This window comes from Ralstonia sp. Ralssp110 (genome assembly GCF_047325135.1).
GTDB lineage: Bacteria > Pseudomonadota > Gammaproteobacteria > Burkholderiales > Burkholderiaceae > Ralstonia > Ralstonia mojiangensis.
In genome coordinates, this window is sequence record NZ_CP168609.1 from 1,585,957 (window position 1) to 1,606,325 (window position 20,369).

Consider the following 20,369-nt stretch of genomic DNA (forward strand, 5'->3'; position numbering starts at 1 on the left):
GCGCCAGGAGACAAACATGCAAGTGACGGGCAGTACCGATGTCACCGAGATCGAGCAGCGGACCCTGCGCAAGGTGGTCTGGCGGCTCGTGCCATTTCTCATGCTCTGCTACCTGCTGGCTTTCATCGATCGCGGCAACGTAGGCATGGCCTCTCTGCAGATGAATCATGACCTCGGGCTGACGGCCCGCGTGTTCGGGTTTGGCAGCAGCCTCTTCTTTGTGTCGTATTTCTTCTTCGAGGTACCGAGCAATCTGGCGCTGCAACGCTACGGCGCGCGCATCTGGATTGCGCGGATCATGATCACGTGGGGGCTGATCTCGGCCGCGACGGCACTGGTGCAAGGCCCGGCATCGTTCTATGCGCTGCGCTTCCTGCTGGGTGCGGCGGAGGCCGGGTTCTTTCCCGGCGTGCTGCTGTATCTGTCGTATTGGATTCCGGCAACGCACCGCGCCCGTATTGTGGCGACGTTCATGGTCGCGATTCCGGCGGCAAGCTTCATCGGCTCGCCCATCTCGGCTGCGCTGCTGCAGATGGACGGGTTTGCCGGCCTGCGAGGTTGGCATTGGCTGTTCATCCTAGAAGGCATTCCGACGGTGCTGCTCGGCATCGCCTGCCTGCGCCTGCTGACCAATCGGCCGGAAGAAGCCAAGTGGCTGTCGAATGACGAGCGCCAGTGGCTCACGAATACGTTGGCCGGTGAAGCGCGCGGGCCGAAGAAAGTCGCGCAGATGCCGCTGGCCAAGCTGTTCTGCAATCGCTACGTCCTGTGCCTCGCCCTGGTGGATGTGTGCGCGTCGGCCGCCGGCAGCACGCTGTCGGTGTGGCAGCCGCAACTCCTCAAATCGTTTGGGTTGACCGTCATGCAGACGGGGCTGCTCAACTCGGTGCCGTACGCAGTGGCATCGGTGCTGATGGTGTTCTGGGGCCGCCGGTCCGACCGTCTGAAGGAGCGCCGCTGGCACACCGCCATTCCGATGCTGCTGATCGGCCTCGGCCTGTTCGGCACATCGCTCAGCGGGTCTCTCGTGCCAACCATGGTGATGCTGTGCGCGGTGCTGGTGGGTGCGTATTCGTTCAAAGGGCCATTCTGGGCGCTGGCTTCCGGCATGCTCTCGAACAGCGCGGCCGCAGCGGGCCTTGCCACCATCAACGCGATTGCCAACCTCATTGGCGGCGGCCTGATGGTGAACGTGTACGGTTGGGTCAAGCAGGCCACCGGCAGCTACGCGTTGGCGCTGATGCCGTTGGCGCTGCTGACGCTGGTGAGCGTGATGACGCTGCTGCTGTTGAGCCGCTCGAAGCCCGAGCCGCAGGTGCTGAATAAGACGGAGACCGCCTGACGATGCACGCGCTCAATAGAAGACGGTTCCTGCAGATGACAGGCGCCGGCGCCGTGGCGGCGGCCGTTCCCGCGCTCTCCGGGGCGGCGGAAGAGTTGTGGTCCAGCGGCAGAAACCCGCCGACGTTCAACTTGCCGGCCGGTGCGGTGGATTGCCACATGCACATCTACGATGACCGATTCCCCAGCGCCCCGGGCACCACGCTGCGACCGCCCAACGCGAGCATCGAGCAGTACCGCAAGGTGCAGGCGCGTCTGGGCGTGCAGCGCAACGTGGTCGTCACGCCGTCGACGTACGGAACGGACAACCGCTGCACGTTGGATGCGCTGAAGCGTTTCGGGCCCAATGCGCGCGGCGTCGCGGTGGTCGATACCTCCGTGACCGATGCTCAGCTTGCGGAAATGCACGCAGCAGGTGTGCGGGCCATCCGCTTCAACCTCAGCTATCCGGGGGCCACCACCGTCGACATGCTTGCGCCGCTTGCGTCTCGCATCGGCGCACTTGGGTGGCATATCGAGCTTGTCGTGCAAGGCGCGAAGCTGCCCGCGCTGGAGCCGCATCTGCTTGCGCTGCCGTGTCCGCTGGTCATCGACCACATTGCACACGTTCCGCAGCCGGGCGGCATGCAGTCCGACGCCATGCGCACAGCGCAACGTCTGGTCGACAAGGGAAACACGTGGATCACGCTGTCCGGTCCATATGTCGATACCAAGACAGGTGCACCAGCCTATGCGGACGTAGAGCCCGTGGCCAAGACATTCATCAACATGGCGCCCGAGCGCATGCTCTGGGGCACTGACTGGCCGCATCCGACCGAGAAGACGCACAAGCCCGACGATGCCGCGCTGGTCGATACGATTGCCGCGTGGATCGGGCGTGCGGATTGGCAACAGATGATCTTTGTCGCCAATCCGGTGAAGCTTTACGGCTTCGGTTGACCGATCCCTTTTCGGCTCTGCGGCCTCGGTTCGGTCAAATCGCCCGGGCCGCCGTTACCGCACGCGGCTGGGCCAGCATGTCCGGTTGCAGAATCTCATCCAACGCCTCGCGGCTGAGCAGGCGTTTGTCCAGCACGAGCTGATACACGCTGGTGCCGCTGATGAGCGCCTCCTGCGCAATGGCCGTCGCATTCGCATATCCAATGTGCGGATTGAGCGCGGTGACGATGCCGATCGAGTGCTCCACATTGGCGCGCAGGTGCGCCTCGTTGGCGGTAATGCCGTCGACGCACTTTTCCGCCAGCGTCAGGCACCCGTTGCGCAGGTGCGAGACGCTCTTGAACAGGCTGTGCGCAATGATGGGCTCGAAGGCGTTGAGCTGAAGCTGTCCGGCCTCGGCGGCGAAGGTGACGGTCAGGTCATTGCCGATCACCTCGAAGGCAATCTGATTGACGACTTCCGGAATCACCGGGTTCACCTTGCCGGGCATGATGCTCGACCCCGCTTGCATGGGCGGCAGGTTGATCTCGCCCAGCCCCGCGCGCGGGCCGCTGGAGAGCAGCCGCAGGTCGTTGCAGGTCTTCGACAGCTTGACCGCCGTCCGCTTGAGCACGCCCGAGAGCTGAACGAACGCGCCCACATCCTGTGTGGCCTCCACCAGGTTGTGCGAAGTCACCAGCGGAATGCCCGTGATTCGCGCCAGATGCCGGCAGACCGCGGCCGCATAGTCCGGATGCGTGTTGATGCCCGTGCCGATGGCCGTGGCACCCAGGTTGATCTCGCGCATCAATGCCGCGGCTTCGGCGAGGCGTTCCTGGTCTTCGCCCAGCATGACGGCATAGGCGCTGAACTCCTGGCCGAGTGTCATCGGCACGGCGTCCTGGAGCTGCGTGCGGCCCATCTTGAGCACACCGCGGAATGCTTCGGCTTTGCGCTCGAACGCTTGCCGCAACACGCCCATGGCCTCGATCAGGGCCAGGACGCCCTCGTGCGCGGCTATCCGCAGCGCGGTCGGATAGACGTCGTTCGTGCTCTGGCTCAGGTTGACGTGTTCGTTCGGGTGCAGGTGCTGGTAGTCGCCGCGCGCGTGACCAAGAGATTCCAGCGCCAGGTTGGCAATGACCTCATTGGCGTTCATGTTGGTGGACGTGCCTGCGCCACCCTGGATGACATCGACGACGAAATGCGCGTGTGCTTCGCCCGCCCGCACACGCTCGCATGCGTGCACGATCGCGTTGGCATGCAGGCTGTCCAGCAGCCCCAGCTCATGGTTGGCCAGCGCTGCTGCAGCCTTCACGCTGGCCAGTGCGTTGAGCAATTGCGGATAGACAGAAATGGGGGTGCCGGTAATCGGAAAGTTCTCCAGCGCGCGCAGCGTGTGGACGCCGTAATAGGCATCGCTGGGGATTTCGCGGTCGCCGAGCAGGTCGTGTTCGATACGGTGGGTCATGTCGTTTGTAATGAAGCGTTGGAATGCGATGGAGAAGGGTGGGCGAGGGCGCGCGCAACGCAGTGCCGCGCCAGAACATCGGTCGGGTCGATCAGCGTGACGAGCCGGCCTTCAGATGTGTTGACGCTGGCGTGCGGCAGCAGCAGCGGCAGTTCCGTACAGCCGAGAATCACCGCCTCGACGCCGCGCGCTGCCAACTCGTCAATGGCGGCCATCAGATCGTCAATGCAGGCGCCTGCGGTGAAGCCCGCTTTCACGCCCTGCGGGCCGTAGATGGCGTTCATCACACGGGCTTGCTGCTCGGTACTGGGCACCACTTGCTCAAGGCCCGCCGCCTCCAGCGCCTTGCGGTACACACCGCTTGCGACCGTGCCGGAGGTCGCCAGCAGGCCGACCTTGCACAAGGCCGGAAGCGTGCGGCGGATATGCTCGGCCGTTACGGTCAGCATGTTGACGATCGGGATGCTGAGATACGGCTGTACGCGCTCAACGTACGCATGTGCCGTGTTGCACGGAATGGCGATGATGTCGGCGTCGCCCGCCTCCAGCTTGCGGCACGTGGCGTATAGCGAGATGGTCGGGTCCGGCCCTTCACCGATGAGGTTTTCGGTGCGGTCGGGAATCTGCGGGTTTTGCTCGACCAGCAGCTTGATGTGGTCCTGATCGCGCGTGGCCGGCGTGTTACGCACGATTTTCTGCATGAAGTCGACCGTGGCTGCGGGCCCCACGCCGCCCACCACACCCACCTTGAACAGCTTGCCGGGCGCATCGTGTTGCCCCGACACCACGTACTGCGCGTAGGCCAGGTTGGAATCGACGATGGGCACGCCAAGGGGCCCAAGCTCGTCGAGCACCAGGGCGATCTCGGTCAGCCCCGGCAGGATCACGTCGACACCCTGGTCGACGAGATCCGCGCAGGCGTCGCGCAACAGATCGATGGGGCGCCCGCGCAGGTTGCCGCTCTTGATCCCGTCGGGGGCGTACACCGCTTCGGTCACATGGTCGATGCCCTCAACGCGCGGGTGGACGACGTCGAACTCGGGCGCATTGAAGTAGCGCTCGAACAAACGCTTGTTGCGCGTGGTGTCAGAAGCGAGCACGCCGATGCGGCGCGCGGCCGGAAACTTGCGCCGCACGTGGCTACGCAGCCCCGCCATCATGTCGACGATCGGCAACGGTGAATTGGCGGTCAGCTCGTCAATGAAGGTGTGGCTCAAAAAGCAGGGCAGCACCACTGCCCCGATGCCGCGCCGCTGGAAGTCGCGGATCAGATCGAAGATGTAGAGCTTGCGCTCCGTGGTGGCTGCCGTCGTATGGCCTGCCTGAGAAAACGGATGCTGCTCGAACACGATGTCGAGATGCTCGGCATCGGTGCTGGCCGGGGTGGACTGGATCAGCTTGAAGAACACGTCTGCGCTGGCCAGTGCCCCCAGCCCACCAATCACGCCCAGCGAGCGACGCGCATGCGGTGTTGTCATTTCACTTCGCCCGGAATGCCAGAAACGCCCGAAATGTTGGAGAGGCCGTCGAAATCCTGCGTCTGCTCACGCGCGGCCCGGCGCGCTTCCCACTTGGCGATGGCCGTGGTGGCGATGCTGTTGCCGACCACGTTGGTGGCCGTGCGGCCCATGTCCAGGATCTGGTCGATGGCCAGGATCAGCACCACGCCCGAGGGCGGCAGATGGAACATCGGCGCCACCGCTGCCACCACCACCACCGAACCGCGCGCCACGCCAGCCATGCCCTTGCTGCTGATCATCAGCACCAGCAGCATCAGGATCTGCTGCGACAGCGGCATCTCGATGCCGAACGCCTGCGCGATGAAGAGCGCCGCAAACGCCTGGTACATCATCGAGCCATCCAGGTTGAACGCGTAGCCCAGCGGCAGCGTGAAACCGACGACCTTCTTGTCGACGCCAAAGGCTTCGAGCTTTTCGGTCAGGCGCGGGTAGGCGGCTTCGCTGCTGGCGGTAGAGAACGCCAGCATGGCCGGCTCGCGAATCGCCTTGAGCAACGCCCACGTCTGGCGCCCCAGGAAGATGTGGCCGATGCCGATCAGGATGGACAGCAGCAGCGCCAGGCCCAGATAGAAGCTGCCGACCAGCTTGCCGTATGTCGTCAGCACATCGAGCCCATGCAGCGTAATCGCCGAGGCAATGGCGCCGAACACGCCGATGGGCGCCAGCGCCATGACGTAGTCGGTCAGCTTGAGCATGGCCGGCACGAGGGCATCGATGGTGCGCGACAGCGGCGCGATACGTTCATCGCCCTTGAGCACGCCCAGCACCACGCCAAAAAACACCGAGAACACCAGGATCTGCAGGATGTCGTTGCGTGCCATGGAATCCAGCACGCTGGTGGGGAACGCGTGGGTGATGAAGTCCTTGAAGTTCAGGCCGGCGGTGTTCAGGCCGGTAGCGACATCAGCGGCGTTGGGCGTCATGTTCAGACCCGCCCCCGGCTGCAGCACGTTGGCCAGCACAAGCCCCAGCGCCAGCGAGATCAACGACGCGCAAAGAAACCACGCGATGGAGCGCAAGCCGATGCGCCGCACGGCCTGCGTGCCCTCCATGCCGGCCAGGCCCGAGACCAGCGTGGCGAACACCAGCGGCGCGATGATCATCTTGATCAGCCGCAGGAAGATGTCCGTGATGATGGAGAAATAGCCGGCGATGGCTTTGGCGGCATTGGCGTCGGGTGCGAGCTTGTGGCACGCATAGCCCACGGCGATGCCTAGCAGCATGCCTGCCAGGATAGTTGCGGTAAGGCGATTCTTTTTCATGGTGCTCCGTCCAGTGAGGTCTCTTGCCGGAATCGGAGAACACCGAATCCGTGGCCTTTCGCACGACGCCGGCCGGTTATTCGGCTCGGCTTTCATTGCGTGGACGGAGTGTAGGAACGGCAGCGTGCGTCGTGATGCGGCTCCCGCAAGGGCTCATGCGAGCGCCGCATAGTTCGGGTAAACGAGCAAACGGCCTGCCGATGCAGGTTCAGGGCAGGCTCAGATGGCGCCAGAGTTTTTCCAGCAGCTCGTTGCGCGTGTACTGGTTGCGATACACACGCAGGTCCAGATCAAGCGACCACGTTGACCCGCCGGCCGGCACCAATACGCCGGCGGCAAGCTCCGCCTCGATCGAACTCTTTGGCAGCCAGGCAATGCCTTCACCGGCGAGAAGCATCTTCTTGAGCATTTCGGCCATGTCGGATTCATAGTCGAGCCGCAGGAACGGTTGCGCATCGGCCCGGCTCAACAGCAGCGCCAGGCAACGGCCGAAATAGCTCGTGGGGGTGTAAGAGATGAGCGGCAGGGGCCGGTTGGCCGTGCCGGGCAGGCGGTGCATCGGCCCTAGCCGCGCGTTGGGCTTGCTGACCGGCATGAAGGTGTCGCGCCCGACCGTCAGGCTAGGGTACTTGATCGGGTCAAGATGCAGCGGCAGGTTGGGGTGGTCGTACGCGAACATCAGGTCGCAGGTGCCGTTGACCAACATGAGCACCGAGTCGTGCACATTGCCCGGAATAATGCGAGCGCGCAGGTTGCCGATGTGCTTGCCGACCGTCGCCAACCAGGTGGGCAGGCAGTTCAATGAGATGGTGTGACCCGCTGCAATCTGCAGCCCCGGCCCGGGCATGCGGTGCTCGGAGCGAATGATGGCGCGTGTGTCGATCAGCTTGCTCAGCACGTCATCGGCGGCCTCTTCAAACAGGCGCCCGGCTGCTGTCAATGTGGGCGGATAGGTGCTGCGATCCACCAGCTCGGCGCCCACCCACTGCTCAAGCGCCTGGATACGCCGGCTGAAGCCGGACTGGGTGACATTGCGGATTTCCGCCGCCCGCGAAAAGCTCTGGTGCTGCGTGAGGGCAATAAAGTCCTCAATCCATTTGACTTCCATGTCCCCTCCGGCGCGGTGCGTTCAATGCTGTGGAGGCTATCCGTTCGGCTCACGCCAGGTGGCACGTGTTTACCCTAGGTATGCGATATCCGCATGACCGCATGCGGCCTCCGCATCGTGCCGTTTCACGCATAACCAAAGACAAAAACGGTCGTTCCCCCAACCGCAGGGCTGAACATATGCTCGCCGGACCAACCTTCCGAAGACGCACCATGACGCAGCCGTCCTTGAGCACCGCCCCCGCCTGGAAACCCGACACCGTGGCTGTCCATGGCGGCTACAGCGCCGACCCAACCACCCGCGCGGTGGCCGTGCCGATCTACCAGACCGTTGCATTTGCGTTTGACGACACACAGCACGGCGCCGATCTGTTCGACCTGAAGGTGCCGGGCAACATCTACTCGCGCATCATGAACCCGACCAACGATGTGCTGGAGAAGCGCATTGCCGCGCTTGAAGGCGGCATCGGGGCGCTTGCGCTGGCGTCGGGGCAGGCGGCCGTGACATATGCGATCCAGACGATTGCGGAAGCAGGCGACAACATCGTCTCGGCCAGCACGCTGTACGGCGGCACCTACAACCTGTTTGCGCACACGCTGCCGCAGTCGGGTATCACCACGCGCTTTGCCGACCCGCGTGACCCTGCATCGTTCGAAGCGCTGATCGACGACCGCACCAAGGCCATCTTTGCCGAGACGGTCGGCAACCCGCTAGGCAACATCACCGACATTGCCGCGCTGGCCGAGATCGCGCACCGCCACGGCGTGCCGCTCATTGTCGACAACACCGTGCCGACACCGTATCTGACACGGCCCTTCGAGCACGGCGCCGACATCGTTGTGCATTCGCTGACGAAGTATCTGGGCGGCCACGGCACGAGCCTGGGCGGCGCGATCGTCGATTCGGGCAAGTTTCCGTGGTCCAAGCACAAGGCGCGCTTCAAGCGCCTGAACGAGCCGGACGTGAGCTACCACGGCGTCGTCTATACGGAAGCCCTGGGCGACGCGGCGTATATTGGCCGCGCCCGCGTGGTGCCGCTGCGCAATACCGGCGCGGCGCTGTCGCCGTTCAACGCGTTCCTGATCCTGCAGGGCATCGAAACGCTGGGCCTGCGCATCGACCGCATCACGCAGAACGCCGCGCACATCGCCCGGCATCTGCGCGGCCACGCCAAGGTGGAGTGGGTCAACCATGCAAGCCTGGACGACCACCCCGACCACGCGCTCGTGCGCAAGTACCTTTCAGGCAAGGCCCCGGGGCTGCTTACGTTTGGCGTGAAGGGCGGTTTCGCTGCTGGGGCGCGTTTTCAGGACGCGCTGCAGTTGTTCACGCGGCTGGTGAACATTGGCGACGCGAAGTCGCTGGCCACGCATCCGGCATCGACCACGCATCGCCAGCTTTCAGAGACTGAACTCGCCAAGGCTGGCGTGCGGCAGGAGACGATCCGGCTATCCATCGGCATCGAGCATATCGATGATCTGCTGGCCGATCTGGATCAGGCGCTGGCGTTGGCCTGATCGGGCACGGAATCGCGCTGGCTCACGGCTGCGCCGGCCGCTCCGGATAGGCTTGCCGCAACGCCTGTGCCAGCGCGTCATACAAGCGCGCGCCGAGCGCTGTCAGAACGTGGCGATCCCGCGTGAGCAGGGAGATGACGCGCTCGGGCATTGGCTGATCAGTCTCGATAAAGTCGATCGTCTGACGGATGATGGGCGAGCGCGTCGATTCGCTCGACAGCAGGAGCAGGGCGTCCGATTTCCAGCACAGCTCGAGCAGCAGCGTCATGGAGTTGCATTCGACTACGCGCTCGGGCGGGGCGAGACCGGCATCGGCAAACAGTCGGTACAGCGGCGAGTGCTCGTCAGCAAGCGAATCAGGGGCCAGCCACTCTTCTTGCTGCAAGGCATGCAGAGGCTGGTGGCCGCGCAACGGGTGACCCTTGCGTACGCCGATCAGCGTCTGCGCGCGGCAGACCACGGTGTGGTCGAAACCGCGCTCGCCCGGCTGCAACTGAGACGTCAGGGCAAAGTCGATGGCGCCCTCGCGCAGCAGTTCCAGCAACTGGCCCGGACGTGCCTCCAGGATGCGCAACCGCGCATTGGGAAATTCGCGCCGGAAGGTCACGAGGCAATCGGCCACCGGCCCGATGAGCGCGGTGACCGGGGTGACGCCCACCGTCAGTTCGCTCGTCACCGCCCCTTTCATGTCTTCCAGGTCTTCCCGTGCGCGCTTCACGCTTTCGTTGATCAAGCGTGCATGCCCGACCAGGCGCTGGCCATACGGCGTAAGCCGGATGCCCTTGCTCGAGCGTACGAACAGCGTTGCGCCCACGCTCGTTTCCAGCTCCTTGATGGTCTTGCTGAGCGCGGGCTGCGTGACGTGAAGCAGGCGCGAGGCCTCCTGGATGCTGCCCGTCTCGGCAACGGTGACCAGTGCGCGTAGCTGGTTGAGCTTCATAGGTGTCCTTGATACACGGTGCAGCGAAGGGTTGGCATGCCACGCCGTCAGCCAGCAACTGTACTGTGGAATCCGCCTCGGGCGGCCGTTGGGCTAGCCGGGCAGGCCGGGATGCGCGCTCCCGCCATAGCCAACAGCTATAGCCATGAAAAAAAGCGAGAGGCGGAATCGGCCCGACAGCTCCTACTATTGCCCTTCAATCCAGCGCATTGCGGGACGCTCATAGAAGCCCGCCCGACTGGAGGAGACATCAAGATGGATGCCCAGATCGCCGTGCCCGCTGGCGCCCCGCGCCAAGGCACCACCACCGTCACCCCGCATTCGAGCCGCGCTGTCGTTGCCGCCGCCATCGGCAACGGGCTCGAGATGTACGACTTCACGGTCTATAGCTTCTTTGCCGCCACCATCGGGCGATTGTTCTTTCCGTCGAGCAGCCCGCTGGCTTCGTTGCTGTTGTCATTCGCCACGTTTGGTGCGGGCTTTGTCATGCGGCCGCTGGGTGCTGTGCTGATCGGCAACATGGCCGATCGGCGTGGCCGCAAGGCAGCACTCACACTGACGATTGCATTGATGACGGCCGGCACCGCGCTGATCGCCTTCACACCGAGCCACGCGACGATTGGCGTGACGGCAACGGTGCTGGTGGTGCTCGGGCGCTTGCTACAGGGGCTGTCGGCCGGCGGGGAAATCGGCGCGGCGTCGGCACTGCTGCTGGAATCGGCCAGCAAGGGCCGGCGTTGCTTCCTGGTGAGCTGGCAGGCAGCCACGCAGGGCGCGGCGGCGCTGCTCGGCGCGTTGAGTGCGGCCGGTGTGAGCGCCGTGCTCAGCCCCGAGGCTTTACAGAGCTGGGGATGGCGGTTGCCGTTCTTGATGGGCTTGCTGATCGCGCCGGTCGGCATGTACATACGCCGGCATCTGAAGGAGACGCACGAGGCCGCCCCGCACGGAAGCGTGGTCGACGTGCTTCGCCAGCATGCGCGCACGCTGGTGCTGGGCATGCTGCTGATGACGGGGGCCACTGCGTCCATGTACATCCTGATTTTCTACATGCCCACGTATCTGATCCACTCTTTGCACATGCCGCCGGTCACGGCGTTTCTCACGGCCTGCGTGGCGGGGGCAACCATGCTGGTCATGTCGCCGCTGTTTGGTCTGATTGCCGACCGCCTGCCGACACGCAAGCCGATGCTGTATGTCGCGTCTGCGGTCAGCCTGTCGTGCACGTACCCGGGCTTCGTGCTGCTGTCTTCCGGTGCGGGGTTGGCTCTCACCATGGGGTTGATCGCGCTGGGCGTGACGATCATGGCCGTCAGCAATGGCGCGGGTGCGGCGCTGCTGATGGAAGCCTTCCCGCGCCAGCATCGCGCAACCGGCATGTCGGTGATGTACAGCCTGGGGGTGACCGTGTTCGGCGGCTTTGCGCCGCTCGTCGTTACGTGGTTGCTGGGCGTAACCGGCAACCCGATGGCACCGGCCTGGTATCTGCTGGCCAGCAGTGCAATCAGCCTGGGCGCGCTCACGCTGTTCCCGACGTATCCCGGCCGCGATTGAGATTGATACCGCGCCATCGTTGCTTTTACCCAGTTCGCCTCTGACCTAGCACCATGTACCTCGATCCGAAGTCACCCAGCATCCCCCAGGCCCTGCACGTGGGCGCTGACCGCTTTGCCGAACTGCGTCATCGCATCCATGCCAATCCGGAATTGGGTGCCGACGTGCCGCACACCTCCCAGCTCGTCGCCGGTCTGCTGCGTGAATGGGGCTATGACGTGCACAGCGTCGGCGGCCACGGCCTGGTGGGGCAATTGAAGGTGGGCAACGGCAAGCGCACGATCGGCCTGCGCGCCGACATGGATGCGTTGCCCATGCAGGAGCGCACAGGCTTGCCCTACGCCAGCAAGGTGGACGGCCGCATGCATGCGTGTGGCCACGATGGCCATACCGCCACGTTGCTTGCCGCCGCCGAGCACCTGGCGGCCACGCGCAACTTCAACGGCACCCTGAACCTCATCTTCCAGCCCGATGAAGAGGGGCTGTCCGGCGCCGTGGCCATGATGGAGGATGGTCTGTTCGAGCGCTTCCCCTGCGATGGCATCTACGCTTTCCACAACGCGCCCGGCTTGCCGCTGGGCGTGGCCGTCGTGCAGAGCGGCCCGCTGGGCGGTTCGTCAGATCGCGTGACCGTGACTTTCAGCGGGCGCGGTGGCCATGGCGCCATGCCTAACCTGGCTGTGGATCCGACGCTGGCTTTGGCGGCGACGGTGGTGGCGCTGCAGGGCATCGTCTCGCGCAACGTCGCGCCTGTGGATGCGGCCGTCATCAGCGTTGGGCAGATGCAGGCTGGAACGACCCACAACATCATCCCCGAAACGGCCATGCTCAAGTTGAGCGTGCGCGCCACCAAGCCGGAGGTGCGCGAGCTGCTGGAGACGCGCATCCGCGAGGTCATTACGCACCAGGCCGCGTCCTATGGCGTGCGCGCAGAGATCGTCTACGAGCGGTTGGTGCCGGCCATCTGCAATACGCCCGAGCAGACCGCCTTCGCGCGTCGTGCCGTGGCGAGCGTGCTGGGCGAGGAGCGCGTCATCCAGGTGCCGCCGTCCTCGCAGATGGGCAGTGAAGATTTTGCCTGGATGCTGGAGAAGCGCCCTGGCTGCTACTTCGCGCTGGGCAACGGTTTGGGCGGCCAGTGGGTCGGCTGCTCGCTGCACAACGACGGCTACGATTTCAATGACAAGCTGATTCCGATCGGGGCAGCGTGCTGGGTAGCGCTGGTGGAGGATCAGCTGCGCGCAGAGGGCTGACGCGCAGGCGACACCCCCAGCCGCGCCTGCCGGAATACCAGGGTCATCACCAGTAGGAACGGCACACCCACGACCAACGTCATGCGGAAATCTGCCATCCACGCCGTACTGACGATGATGACCGCCATCGCGATGGCCCCGATGACGGTCAGCACCGGAAAGCCCCACATGCGAAATCGCAGCGTGCGCCCTTCGCGTTCCGCTGCGCGGCGAAAGCGCAGGTGCGTGATGAAGATGACGAGCCACGTAAAGAGCGCGCCGAACATCGCCAGCGCCATCATCAAAAGAAACGAGTGCCCCGGCAGCACCACGCTCAGCACGGCAGCCAATGCCGCACCGGAACTGGAAACCGCCAGCGCGCGCAGCGGCACGCCCCGCTGGCTCACCACACCGAGTGCCCTGGGGGCCTGCCCGCCACGTGCCAAGCTGAACAGCATGCGCGTCGACACATACAACTGCGCGTTCATCGACGACAGCGCCGCCGTCAGCACCACAAAGTTCATCACGCCTGCACCACCGGCAATGCCGAGGATTTCCATCACCCGCACGAAGGGGCTTTTGCCCGTGCCGGCCTGCTGCCACGGCACCACGGCCAGCATCAGCGCGAGCGTGCAGAGGTAGAAGAACACCAGCCGGAACAGCGTGGAGCGGAATGCGCGGGTGGCGGCGGCTTCTGGCTCGCGTGCCTCACCGGCGGCCACGGCAATCAGCTCGATACCGAAGAAGCTGAAGATGCTGACCACCGCGCCAAACCACACGCCATTCCAGCCGTGCGGCGCAAAGCCGCCCGCGCTCACGTAGTTGTGAAAGCCGATCGGCCCGCCTTCGGGTGCGCGATGGATGGCATAGCTCGCCACCGCCAGAAACGCGACGATCGCCACCACTTTGATCATCGAGCACCAGTATTCGGCCACGCCGAATACTTCGACGCTGCTGGCGTTGATCCACACGAGCACGGCAGAGAAGCCCACGATCCATACCCAGGCCGGCACGCCCGGAAACCAGTACGCCATGTACACCGCCACCGCCGTCACCTCCGCGCCGATCACGAAGACGACCGCCGCCCAATACGCGTAGCGCACCAGGAAACCGGCGAGCGGGCTCACGTAATGCTCGGCATACGCGCCGAAAGAGCCGGTGGTCGGGTGGGCCACCACCATCTCGGCCAGACAGCCCATGAGCAGCAGGGCGATGAGTGCACCGATGGCGTAGCTTGCAATCACGCCCGGGCCGGCCAACTGAATGGCCGCGCCGCTACCCAGGAACAAGCCGGTGCCGATCGCGCTGCCGATGGCGATCATGGCGAGTTGTGCAGAAGAGAGACGGTGCTGCAGGCCGCCTTCGCGTGCGGCCAGCGCTTCGAAGCTGCCGGTGGCCTTGGTCATGGTGTTGTCCTGACGGGGAAAAGGCCGGGATGATACGCCGCTCCATGCAAGACGCCCCGCGCGGAGGCGGGGCGTCTTGTACAACTTGCGTTAGTGAATCAGCGCGCCACGGGCTTGGCGTACTGGATCGGAACGTCCACACGCGCCTGCGGCAGGGTCTTCTTGAGCTGCGCGCGCGCGTTCACAGCGTCCTGGAACGAAGCGAAGCGCAGGGTGCTGATGTTCAGGTGCCCGTAATACTCCGCCGACACGGGCGTTGCGGGCAGGCTGCTCACTGCCTGGCGCACGCTGTCGACCGACACCTGCGAGACAACCACCTCGTTGCGGCTCTCGCCCACCACGCCACGCTCATTGGCCACTTGCGTGACGGCTGAGGATGCCGCGCCCGCAGCCTTGGTGCGCGTGCCGCTGGAGAGCACCTTGAACGACTGCGATTCGATCTGCACCGTCGGTGCGCTTGCGTACCGGGCCAGCTCTTGCGTGCTCAGGTGCTTGCCCACCGTCACGTCGGCCGCCTGGCACGCCGAAGCCATCGAGAGGAGCGCCGCCAGCGCCACGGTCTTCATCAGGGTTGTATTGATCATGTTGATTGGTCTCCGAACGGGCTCACTTGGCAGCAATCACGCGGTACTCCACGGCCAGCGGCGCGGCGAGCGTCACGGTGTGGGTGCCGCCCTGGGGCTGGTACGTCGAGCAGGCGTTGGTCGGCACGCCACTTACGGCGTAGACCTCCCATGTGCCGGCCGCGTTCTCACCATAGAAGGCGTAGCTGCCCAGGCCGTACTTGTTCACGGTATCAACGCCGTTGTTGTAATAGCCGTTGTACGGCAGGGACAACGCCGACACCGTGCCCGAGGGCGATTTCACAAAGAAGCCGACACTGCCCACGCACACCGAGCCCGATACGCGCAGCTGCAGCGCGTCGACCTTGTCCGTGCCCGACACGTTGAACTGGCCGAGCTTCTGCACCGCGCCGTAGTTGAACTGGTTTACGTTGGCAAAGGCCGCCGCGAAGTCCGGCACCGACAATGCAGCCGGCTTGTAGGTGACAGTGGCCTTGGCCATTTTCACCGCCGCTGATGCATCGACCAGACCGAAGCCGTACCACGTGGAATATGCATAGCCGGCGGCATTGGTCTGCCAGCCGTAGTCCAGCCGCGCGGTGGTCGCGCCGTCAGTCAGTGCGGCGCTGGTATCTCCAGTGGCGGCGCCCGTAAGCAAGTCGATTCGCGCGTTACGGCCGTCACGGCTGCCGTAATCGGTGTCGATCTTGCGCGCCGTCGCGCGCAGGATTTCGCGAACATCGCGCCACGTCAGGTTCGGGTTGGCTGCCAGCATCAGCGCGACCACGCCGGACAGCGTGGGCGTGGCCGCCGATGTGCCGTTCATGCTCGAGTAGTCGCACTTCGCGTTGTCTTTCAGGTTGGTGGCGGTGCCTGGAATCGCAAAGTCATAGGTGTCGTCCGGATTGGCTCGGCTGTAGCCGCGTGCGCAGCCGCTGAGGTCGGTCGAGAAGATCTTTGGCCCGCTACCCACCTCACCGTATTTGCCGCCGTTGCCGTATTCGCCGCCCAAGCCTGTGATCCAGTTGACCGATCCGGCGTTGGAGTAGCTCGACTTGATGCCTTGCGCGTTTGCCGCCCCGACAACGATTACGCCAGGCTCCAGCGCTTCCGGATCATTGGCAGGGTTCTCGCAGCCGATCATGCCGGCGGTGCCGCCCACGGTCGGGCACGTGCGCGGCGGAAGGTTGATGTCGTCGTTGATGGATTCATATTCATTGCCCGACGCCTTGAGCATGACCAGACCGCGGCCGTTGCGCAGGTTCGGGAAGGCGCGTACCGCGGCCTGTGTCGAGGTGGACGTGTCGTACTCCAGCGGCGCCTGCGGGTTTGCGCCGTACGACGCATTGATGAGGTGGCCGTTCTTCGACCAGGCAGCGCCGCCGTAGGCGGCGGTGATGTCGGGATTCGCCGCGCCAATAAAGCGCGCCCCGCCCAGCGTCGCGCGCGGAGCGATCCCCATGACGCCCTTGCCGTTCTGCGCCGCGGCGATGATGCCGGCCACGTTGGTGCCATGCGCGTCCTTGATGTTCGCGGGAATGTCTGCCGGTGTCGGATCGTTCGAGCCATCGTCGAAGTTGTGCGTCATGTCCGAGTTGGCATTGGCAAACAGATCTTCGTTGTGCACGTCGATGCCGTCGTCCAGCACGAGCACGTTCACGCCCTGGCCCTTGATGCCGGCCTTGTGCGCGTCTTCCACGTCGATGTCGGTCGTGCCGTTGGCCACCAGGCCGAACGCCGCGAAGAAGCTGGTCGCTTGCTTGAGCGCCCATTGATAGGCGTACAGCGGCTCGGTGCTGCCGGTCTGGCAGGCGTACTTGGCATCGACGCCGGTTTCTGCGCACGTGGATGCAGGCGGCGTGTTGCCACCCGTGTTGCCGCCGTTGTTGGCGGTATTGCTACCTGAATCTCCGCCGCCGCACGCGGCCAGGGCCACGGTGGCGAACAGCGTCAAGGCAAGCGTTTTTCCCGTAATGTCTTTCACGAGACCCCCGTTTTGTCGTTGTGTGTTGTGCAAAGCGCGGGATGTCCGCACCGCTTTGACCTGTTCGACGAAGAGAGGGCACGTCGCACGTGCCCGCCGCGAGCGCATGGGCGCTCATCAGGTCGGGCCGGATGCTCGCATGCACGTCAGCGGGGATTCAATGACGAAAGGGGCTGCGCGCGCGAACCGGTTCGGCCGTCGCGCGAACCTGTCAGCGCGTCTCAGTCTTGGAGGCGGCAGGGCGCGGGAGGTGGGAGAAAAAAGGGAGTGCGGGGAAGGGAGGCGCGCGCTTCAGCGCATCTGCATGACCCAGGTGCGCCAGTCCTTGTGTTGCACGAAAGGCATGGCAGCGGCGCGGCCTTCGATGGCCAGCATGCGCGTTTCACGCGGCGACATGCCAGAGGCGCGGCGGTACGCGCGCGTAAAGTTCGATGCGTCGGAAAAACCGTAGGTCTGCGCGATTTCGGCCACCGAACGGTGCGTCTGCGATCGGTCGGCCAGGATCGCGTGGCACTGTCGCAGGCGCTCCGTGCGCAGGTAGTTGAAGAAGCCGCCCTCGCGCTCGAACAGCCGGTACAGCGTGGCGCGCGAGATACCGAACTGCACGGCCACGCCTTCGGGCGAAAGCGCGAGATCGGACAGGTTGTGCTGCACGTGCCGGCAGATCGACGCAAACAGGCTTTCCCTCACGGCCGGCGCACTGGCTTCGGTCACCTGGCAGTTGATGGCGGCCGCCGCCAGTTGCAGCGTGCCCGGGATGACGGCCTGCGCCTCGGCATTGCTCAACTTCCCGACCGATTGATAGAGCGAACAGAGGTGATCGCGCAGCAGCCCAACCATCGGGGCATCGCCACGCAGCACACGCATGCTCAGTTCGTCCGGTGCGCGAAGCAGCGGCGCCAGCAGGCGTCGTGGCACGGCCAGGCTCAGGAATCGACTGTCGTTCGTGCTTGTGGCGAGCGGCTGAGCAGCGTCGACGATAAACAGATCGCCGGGGCGTGTGGCGGTGCCGGTGGCGCAGTCGCGCTGTCCGCAACTGCCTTCCAGGTAATACTGGAGCACGTAGACATCCATGCCGTCGCGCCCCAGCTTGGAGCGGGAACGATCATAGTGCTGTGCCTGCGCGCTGATCATGCCCACACCCGTCTCGCCGCAAAGATAAGCGTCGACGCTGGCCTGAAAGCCATGCGACTGCGGCGCGGCCGAGCGCGTATCGAACAGCACGTTGATGGCATCTCGCCACGCCGCAAATTGATGCTCGCGCGGCAGCGCAGACGTATCGAAGTGGGAGTGCGGAGGTTTGCTCACAGCGTTTTCCTGAAAGTCACGCGCATTGTGCAGAAGCGATGGCCGATAATGGCATGCCCCCAAAGTGGGGTGCCTGACGGGGGCTGGACTAGACCACTGCCAGCTTCGGCCGCTCCTGTCTGGGCATGACCACGTTGCGGCCCGCCGCCTTGGCTTCATACAGGCGCCCGTCGGCGAGGTGGATGAGGTCTTGAACGGTATCGTCCGCCGCGGCGATGCCCGAGTGGGAAGCCACCCCGATGCTGACCGTCAGCTTGCCGTACGCGCTTCCCACGTTGGGCTCGTCGGCGCCCAGCACGGCGGTGCGGATGCTTTCGGCCACGCGCATGGCGCCGTTGAGGTCCGTATTGGGCAACACAGCGCAGAACTCTTCGCCGCCATAGCGGCCGGCAAAATCTCCCGGGCGCTTGATGCTGTCGTTGATGCAGCGTGCCACCGTGCGCAGCGCGGTATCGCCGGCGGCATGGCCGTACTTGTCGTTGTAGGGTTTGAAGTTGTCCACGTCGATCATCAGCACCGACATCGGGGTGTGATGGCGATTGGCGCGACGCCATTCAACGTCCAATGCCGAGTCCAGCGCACGGCGCGTGCCGAGTCCGGTCAGGCTGTCGGTATTGGCCAGCAGATGCAATTGCTGCTCCATATCGAGCCGCTTGCGCAGTTGCTGCGCAAAAAGGAACGACAGCACCATGAATACCGCGTCGAGCATCAGCACGATGCCGCTGATCACCCATGCGCGCTGCCGCCATTCTGCGTAGATGTCTTCGGTGGCCAGACCGACCGTGACAATCAGCGGGTGGTCGCCGATATGGCGGAAGCTGAACAGGCGCTCGATGCCATCGATGCCGGCGACGTCTACGTAGGAGCCTTCCGGTGCGAGCAGCCGCTTCTGGAAGGCGGTGGCATCGGCCAGGCTGCGGCCGATGAGTTTTTCGCTGTACGGGCGCCGCATGAGCAGCGTGCCGTCGGTGCGTACCAGCGTTACGGTTGCGTGGGGGCCGAGGTTGATGCCGTCAAACAGCCGACGGAAGTAATTCAGGCGCAGCGTGCCGACCACAATGCCGTTGAATTCGCCATGCGGGCCGTTCAGCCGCCGGCTGAGTCCGAGCGACGTATCCAGGCCAGTCACGCGCGGGGTAAATGGCTCGCTGATATACAGCCCGACGTTCGCGGATCCCTGATGCACCTGGAAGTAGTCGCGGTCGCCCAGGTGAATATGCCGCGGCGGTACCGAACGGGAATCGAGGACCACGTTGCCGACCTTGTCAGTCACCAGCAGGGAGCCCAGGTCCTGCGCGTTGGTCGACCGGTCGAACAGCACCAGTTGGCGCACGGCGGGCTGCAACGCCAGCATGGCAGGGTCGCGCACACCGTCGATCACGGCCTGCAGCGACAGGTCGTACACCTCGATGTTGCGCGCGATGTCACGTTGCAGGATCAGCGACAGGTTGCCAGCAGCGTCGCGGGCGCGGGCCAGCGCGTCCGTGCGCATTTCCCAGAGCGACAGCGCGGTCAGTGCGGCCAGCATTAGCGCCAGCAACGACGCGCCGATGATCAGCAGGGAAGGCCGCCGTAGGAAGGCACCCGTGGCGCGCTGTAAAGGCATGCGCAGAATTGTGAAAATATTGAAAACGGTAGCCTCAATTGTGTACCGGACTCCACCTTCCTACGCAATACTATCTAAGACGTTTTCTGCAATGAAAACGTTTGCGGTGGTTGATTTCATCCTGTTCACGCAACGTTTTTGGCGGCGGGTGTGCAGCTTGCTGATCCTCGGCTGAGTGCCGCACCCGCGGCGCTGGGCATGTTGCCCACCCGACAGATGTGCATTCCGCCCCCCATGCCGTCGTGTCAGGCCAGCTTTGCCTATTCTGGGTAAGCATTCTTGGAGAACGCCATGCCAGAGCCAGACGATCGCGCCTCACCCACTCCGGCGCCCGCCAACCCCCATCCGCCCGTGGCCGATACGCATGAAGAAGCCCTGCTCGACGAGGGCATTGAGGAAACCTTTCCTGCCAGTGACCCGGTTTCCGTCGATGCCGGCAAGCCCGATGTGCCCCCCAAGGCGCCGGAGAGCGCGCCCAAACCGTAAAATGCGGGCTGCGTGTCAACGCATCGGCGGTTTTAGCCGTCTTACGTAGGCCGCAAACAACGTGCGAATCCAGCACACGCGCCGTCTGAAGCGCGGGGCGAGAGAAAGCCGGCGCGCGCGACAAGCCCGTGCCGGCAGGTCGGGGTCCAATCAGGA

At 64.5% G+C, this 20,369-nt stretch carries 16 protein-coding genes; 6 read left to right on the forward strand and 10 right to left on the reverse strand.

Translation table 11 applies throughout. The features are described 5' to 3' along the window. The first annotated feature begins 16 nt into the window (after positions 1 to 16). Entirely contained in the window at positions 17 to 1,342 is a 1,326-nt protein-coding gene (locus ACEN9T_RS07685; RefSeq protein ID WP_092972279.1) for an MFS transporter, read from the forward strand. Between the two features lie 2 nt (positions 1,343 to 1,344). Next, positions 1,345 to 2,280, forward strand: a complete 936-nt coding sequence (locus ACEN9T_RS07690; RefSeq protein ID WP_413705997.1) for an amidohydrolase family protein — start codon at positions 1,345 to 1,347, stop codon at positions 2,278 to 2,280. Between the two features lie 34 nt (positions 2,281 to 2,314). Here ACEN9T_RS07690 and aspA read toward each other — a convergent pair whose 3' ends face one another. The 4 genes from aspA to ACEN9T_RS07710 form a co-directional block, all read right to left on the reverse strand. Next, the gene (gene aspA, locus ACEN9T_RS07695) at positions 2,315 to 3,730 is read right to left on the reverse strand and encodes an aspartate ammonia-lyase (RefSeq protein ID WP_252694539.1); all 1,416 of its coding nucleotides are present in this window, start codon (positions 3,728 to 3,730) and stop codon (positions 2,315 to 2,317) included. Further along, positions 3,727 to 5,208: an amino acid racemase gene (locus tag ACEN9T_RS07700; RefSeq protein WP_413705998.1), complete on the reverse strand. Its 1,482-nt coding sequence runs from the start codon at positions 5,206 to 5,208 to the stop codon at positions 3,727 to 3,729. Before ACEN9T_RS07700 ends, aspA begins: the two co-directional genes overlap by 4 nt. Beyond that, entirely contained in the window at positions 5,205 to 6,512 is a 1,308-nt protein-coding gene (locus tag ACEN9T_RS07705; RefSeq protein WP_413705999.1) for a dicarboxylate/amino acid:cation symporter, read from the reverse strand. Before ACEN9T_RS07705 ends, ACEN9T_RS07700 begins: the two co-directional genes overlap by 4 nt. Before the next feature lie 208 nt (positions 6,513 to 6,720). Then, positions 6,721 to 7,620, reverse strand: a complete 900-nt coding sequence (locus ACEN9T_RS07710; RefSeq protein WP_413706000.1) for a LysR substrate-binding domain-containing protein — start codon at positions 7,618 to 7,620, stop codon at positions 6,721 to 6,723. A 212-nt stretch (positions 7,621 to 7,832) separates the two neighbouring features. On the opposite strand from ACEN9T_RS07710, the gene ACEN9T_RS07715 reads away from it, so the two are divergent. After that, positions 7,833 to 9,137: an O-acetylhomoserine aminocarboxypropyltransferase/cysteine synthase family protein gene (locus ACEN9T_RS07715; RefSeq protein ID WP_413706001.1), complete on the forward strand. Its 1,305-nt coding sequence runs from the start codon at positions 7,833 to 7,835 to the stop codon at positions 9,135 to 9,137. Positions 9,138 to 9,159: 22 nt separating this feature from the next. Here ACEN9T_RS07715 and ACEN9T_RS07720 read toward each other — a convergent pair whose 3' ends face one another. Then, positions 9,160 to 10,077 carry a LysR substrate-binding domain-containing protein gene (locus ACEN9T_RS07720; protein ID WP_092972272.1) on the reverse strand — a complete coding sequence of 306 codons (918 nt, stop codon included), beginning with the start codon at positions 10,075 to 10,077 and terminating at the stop codon, positions 9,160 to 9,162. Between the two features lie 255 nt (positions 10,078 to 10,332). Between ACEN9T_RS07720 and ACEN9T_RS07725 the strand changes: the two genes are divergently transcribed. Further along, on the forward strand, positions 10,333 to 11,628 hold the full coding sequence (locus tag ACEN9T_RS07725; protein WP_413706002.1) for an MFS transporter: 1,296 nt from the start codon (positions 10,333 to 10,335) through the stop codon (positions 11,626 to 11,628). A gap of 53 nt (positions 11,629 to 11,681) precedes the next feature. Continuing rightward, positions 11,682 to 12,881 (forward strand): M20 aminoacylase family protein, encoded by a 1,200-nt coding sequence (locus ACEN9T_RS07730; RefSeq protein WP_413706003.1) that lies wholly within the window; start codon positions 11,682 to 11,684, stop codon positions 12,879 to 12,881. Here the strand turns inward: ACEN9T_RS07730 and ACEN9T_RS07735 are convergent. The 5 genes from ACEN9T_RS07735 to ACEN9T_RS07755 all read right to left on the reverse strand — a co-directional run bounded on the left by ACEN9T_RS07735 (position 12,860) and on the right by ACEN9T_RS07755 (position 19,727). Next, the gene (locus ACEN9T_RS07735) at positions 12,860 to 14,266 is read right to left on the reverse strand and encodes an amino acid permease (protein WP_413706004.1); all 1,407 of its coding nucleotides are present in this window, start codon (positions 14,264 to 14,266) and stop codon (positions 12,860 to 12,862) included. The two genes, ACEN9T_RS07730 and ACEN9T_RS07735, sit on opposite strands and share 22 nt — an antisense overlap. A 98-nt stretch (positions 14,267 to 14,364) precedes the next feature. Continuing rightward, on the reverse strand, positions 14,365 to 14,850 hold the full coding sequence (locus ACEN9T_RS07740) for a hypothetical protein (protein WP_092972268.1): 486 nt from the start codon (positions 14,848 to 14,850) through the stop codon (positions 14,365 to 14,367). Between the two features lie 22 nt (positions 14,851 to 14,872). Further along, entirely contained in the window at positions 14,873 to 16,813 is a 1,941-nt protein-coding gene (locus ACEN9T_RS07745; RefSeq protein ID WP_092972267.1) for a S8 family serine peptidase, read from the reverse strand. A gap of 291 nt (positions 16,814 to 17,104) precedes the next feature. Then, on the reverse strand, positions 17,105 to 18,121 hold the full coding sequence (locus ACEN9T_RS07750; protein WP_092972266.1) for a helix-turn-helix domain-containing protein: 1,017 nt from the start codon (positions 18,119 to 18,121) through the stop codon (positions 17,105 to 17,107). An 88-nt stretch (positions 18,122 to 18,209) separates the two neighbouring features. Next, a complete protein-coding gene (locus ACEN9T_RS07755; RefSeq protein ID WP_413706005.1) occupies positions 18,210 to 19,727 on the reverse strand; it encodes a diguanylate cyclase in 1,518 nt (505 codons plus the stop codon). 291 nt (positions 19,728 to 20,018) lie between these two features. On the opposite strand from ACEN9T_RS07755, the gene ACEN9T_RS07760 reads away from it, so the two are divergent. Then, positions 20,019 to 20,213 (forward strand): hypothetical protein, encoded by a 195-nt coding sequence (locus tag ACEN9T_RS07760; protein ID WP_092972264.1) that lies wholly within the window; start codon positions 20,019 to 20,021, stop codon positions 20,211 to 20,213. Positions 20,214 to 20,369 lie beyond the last annotated feature (156 nt).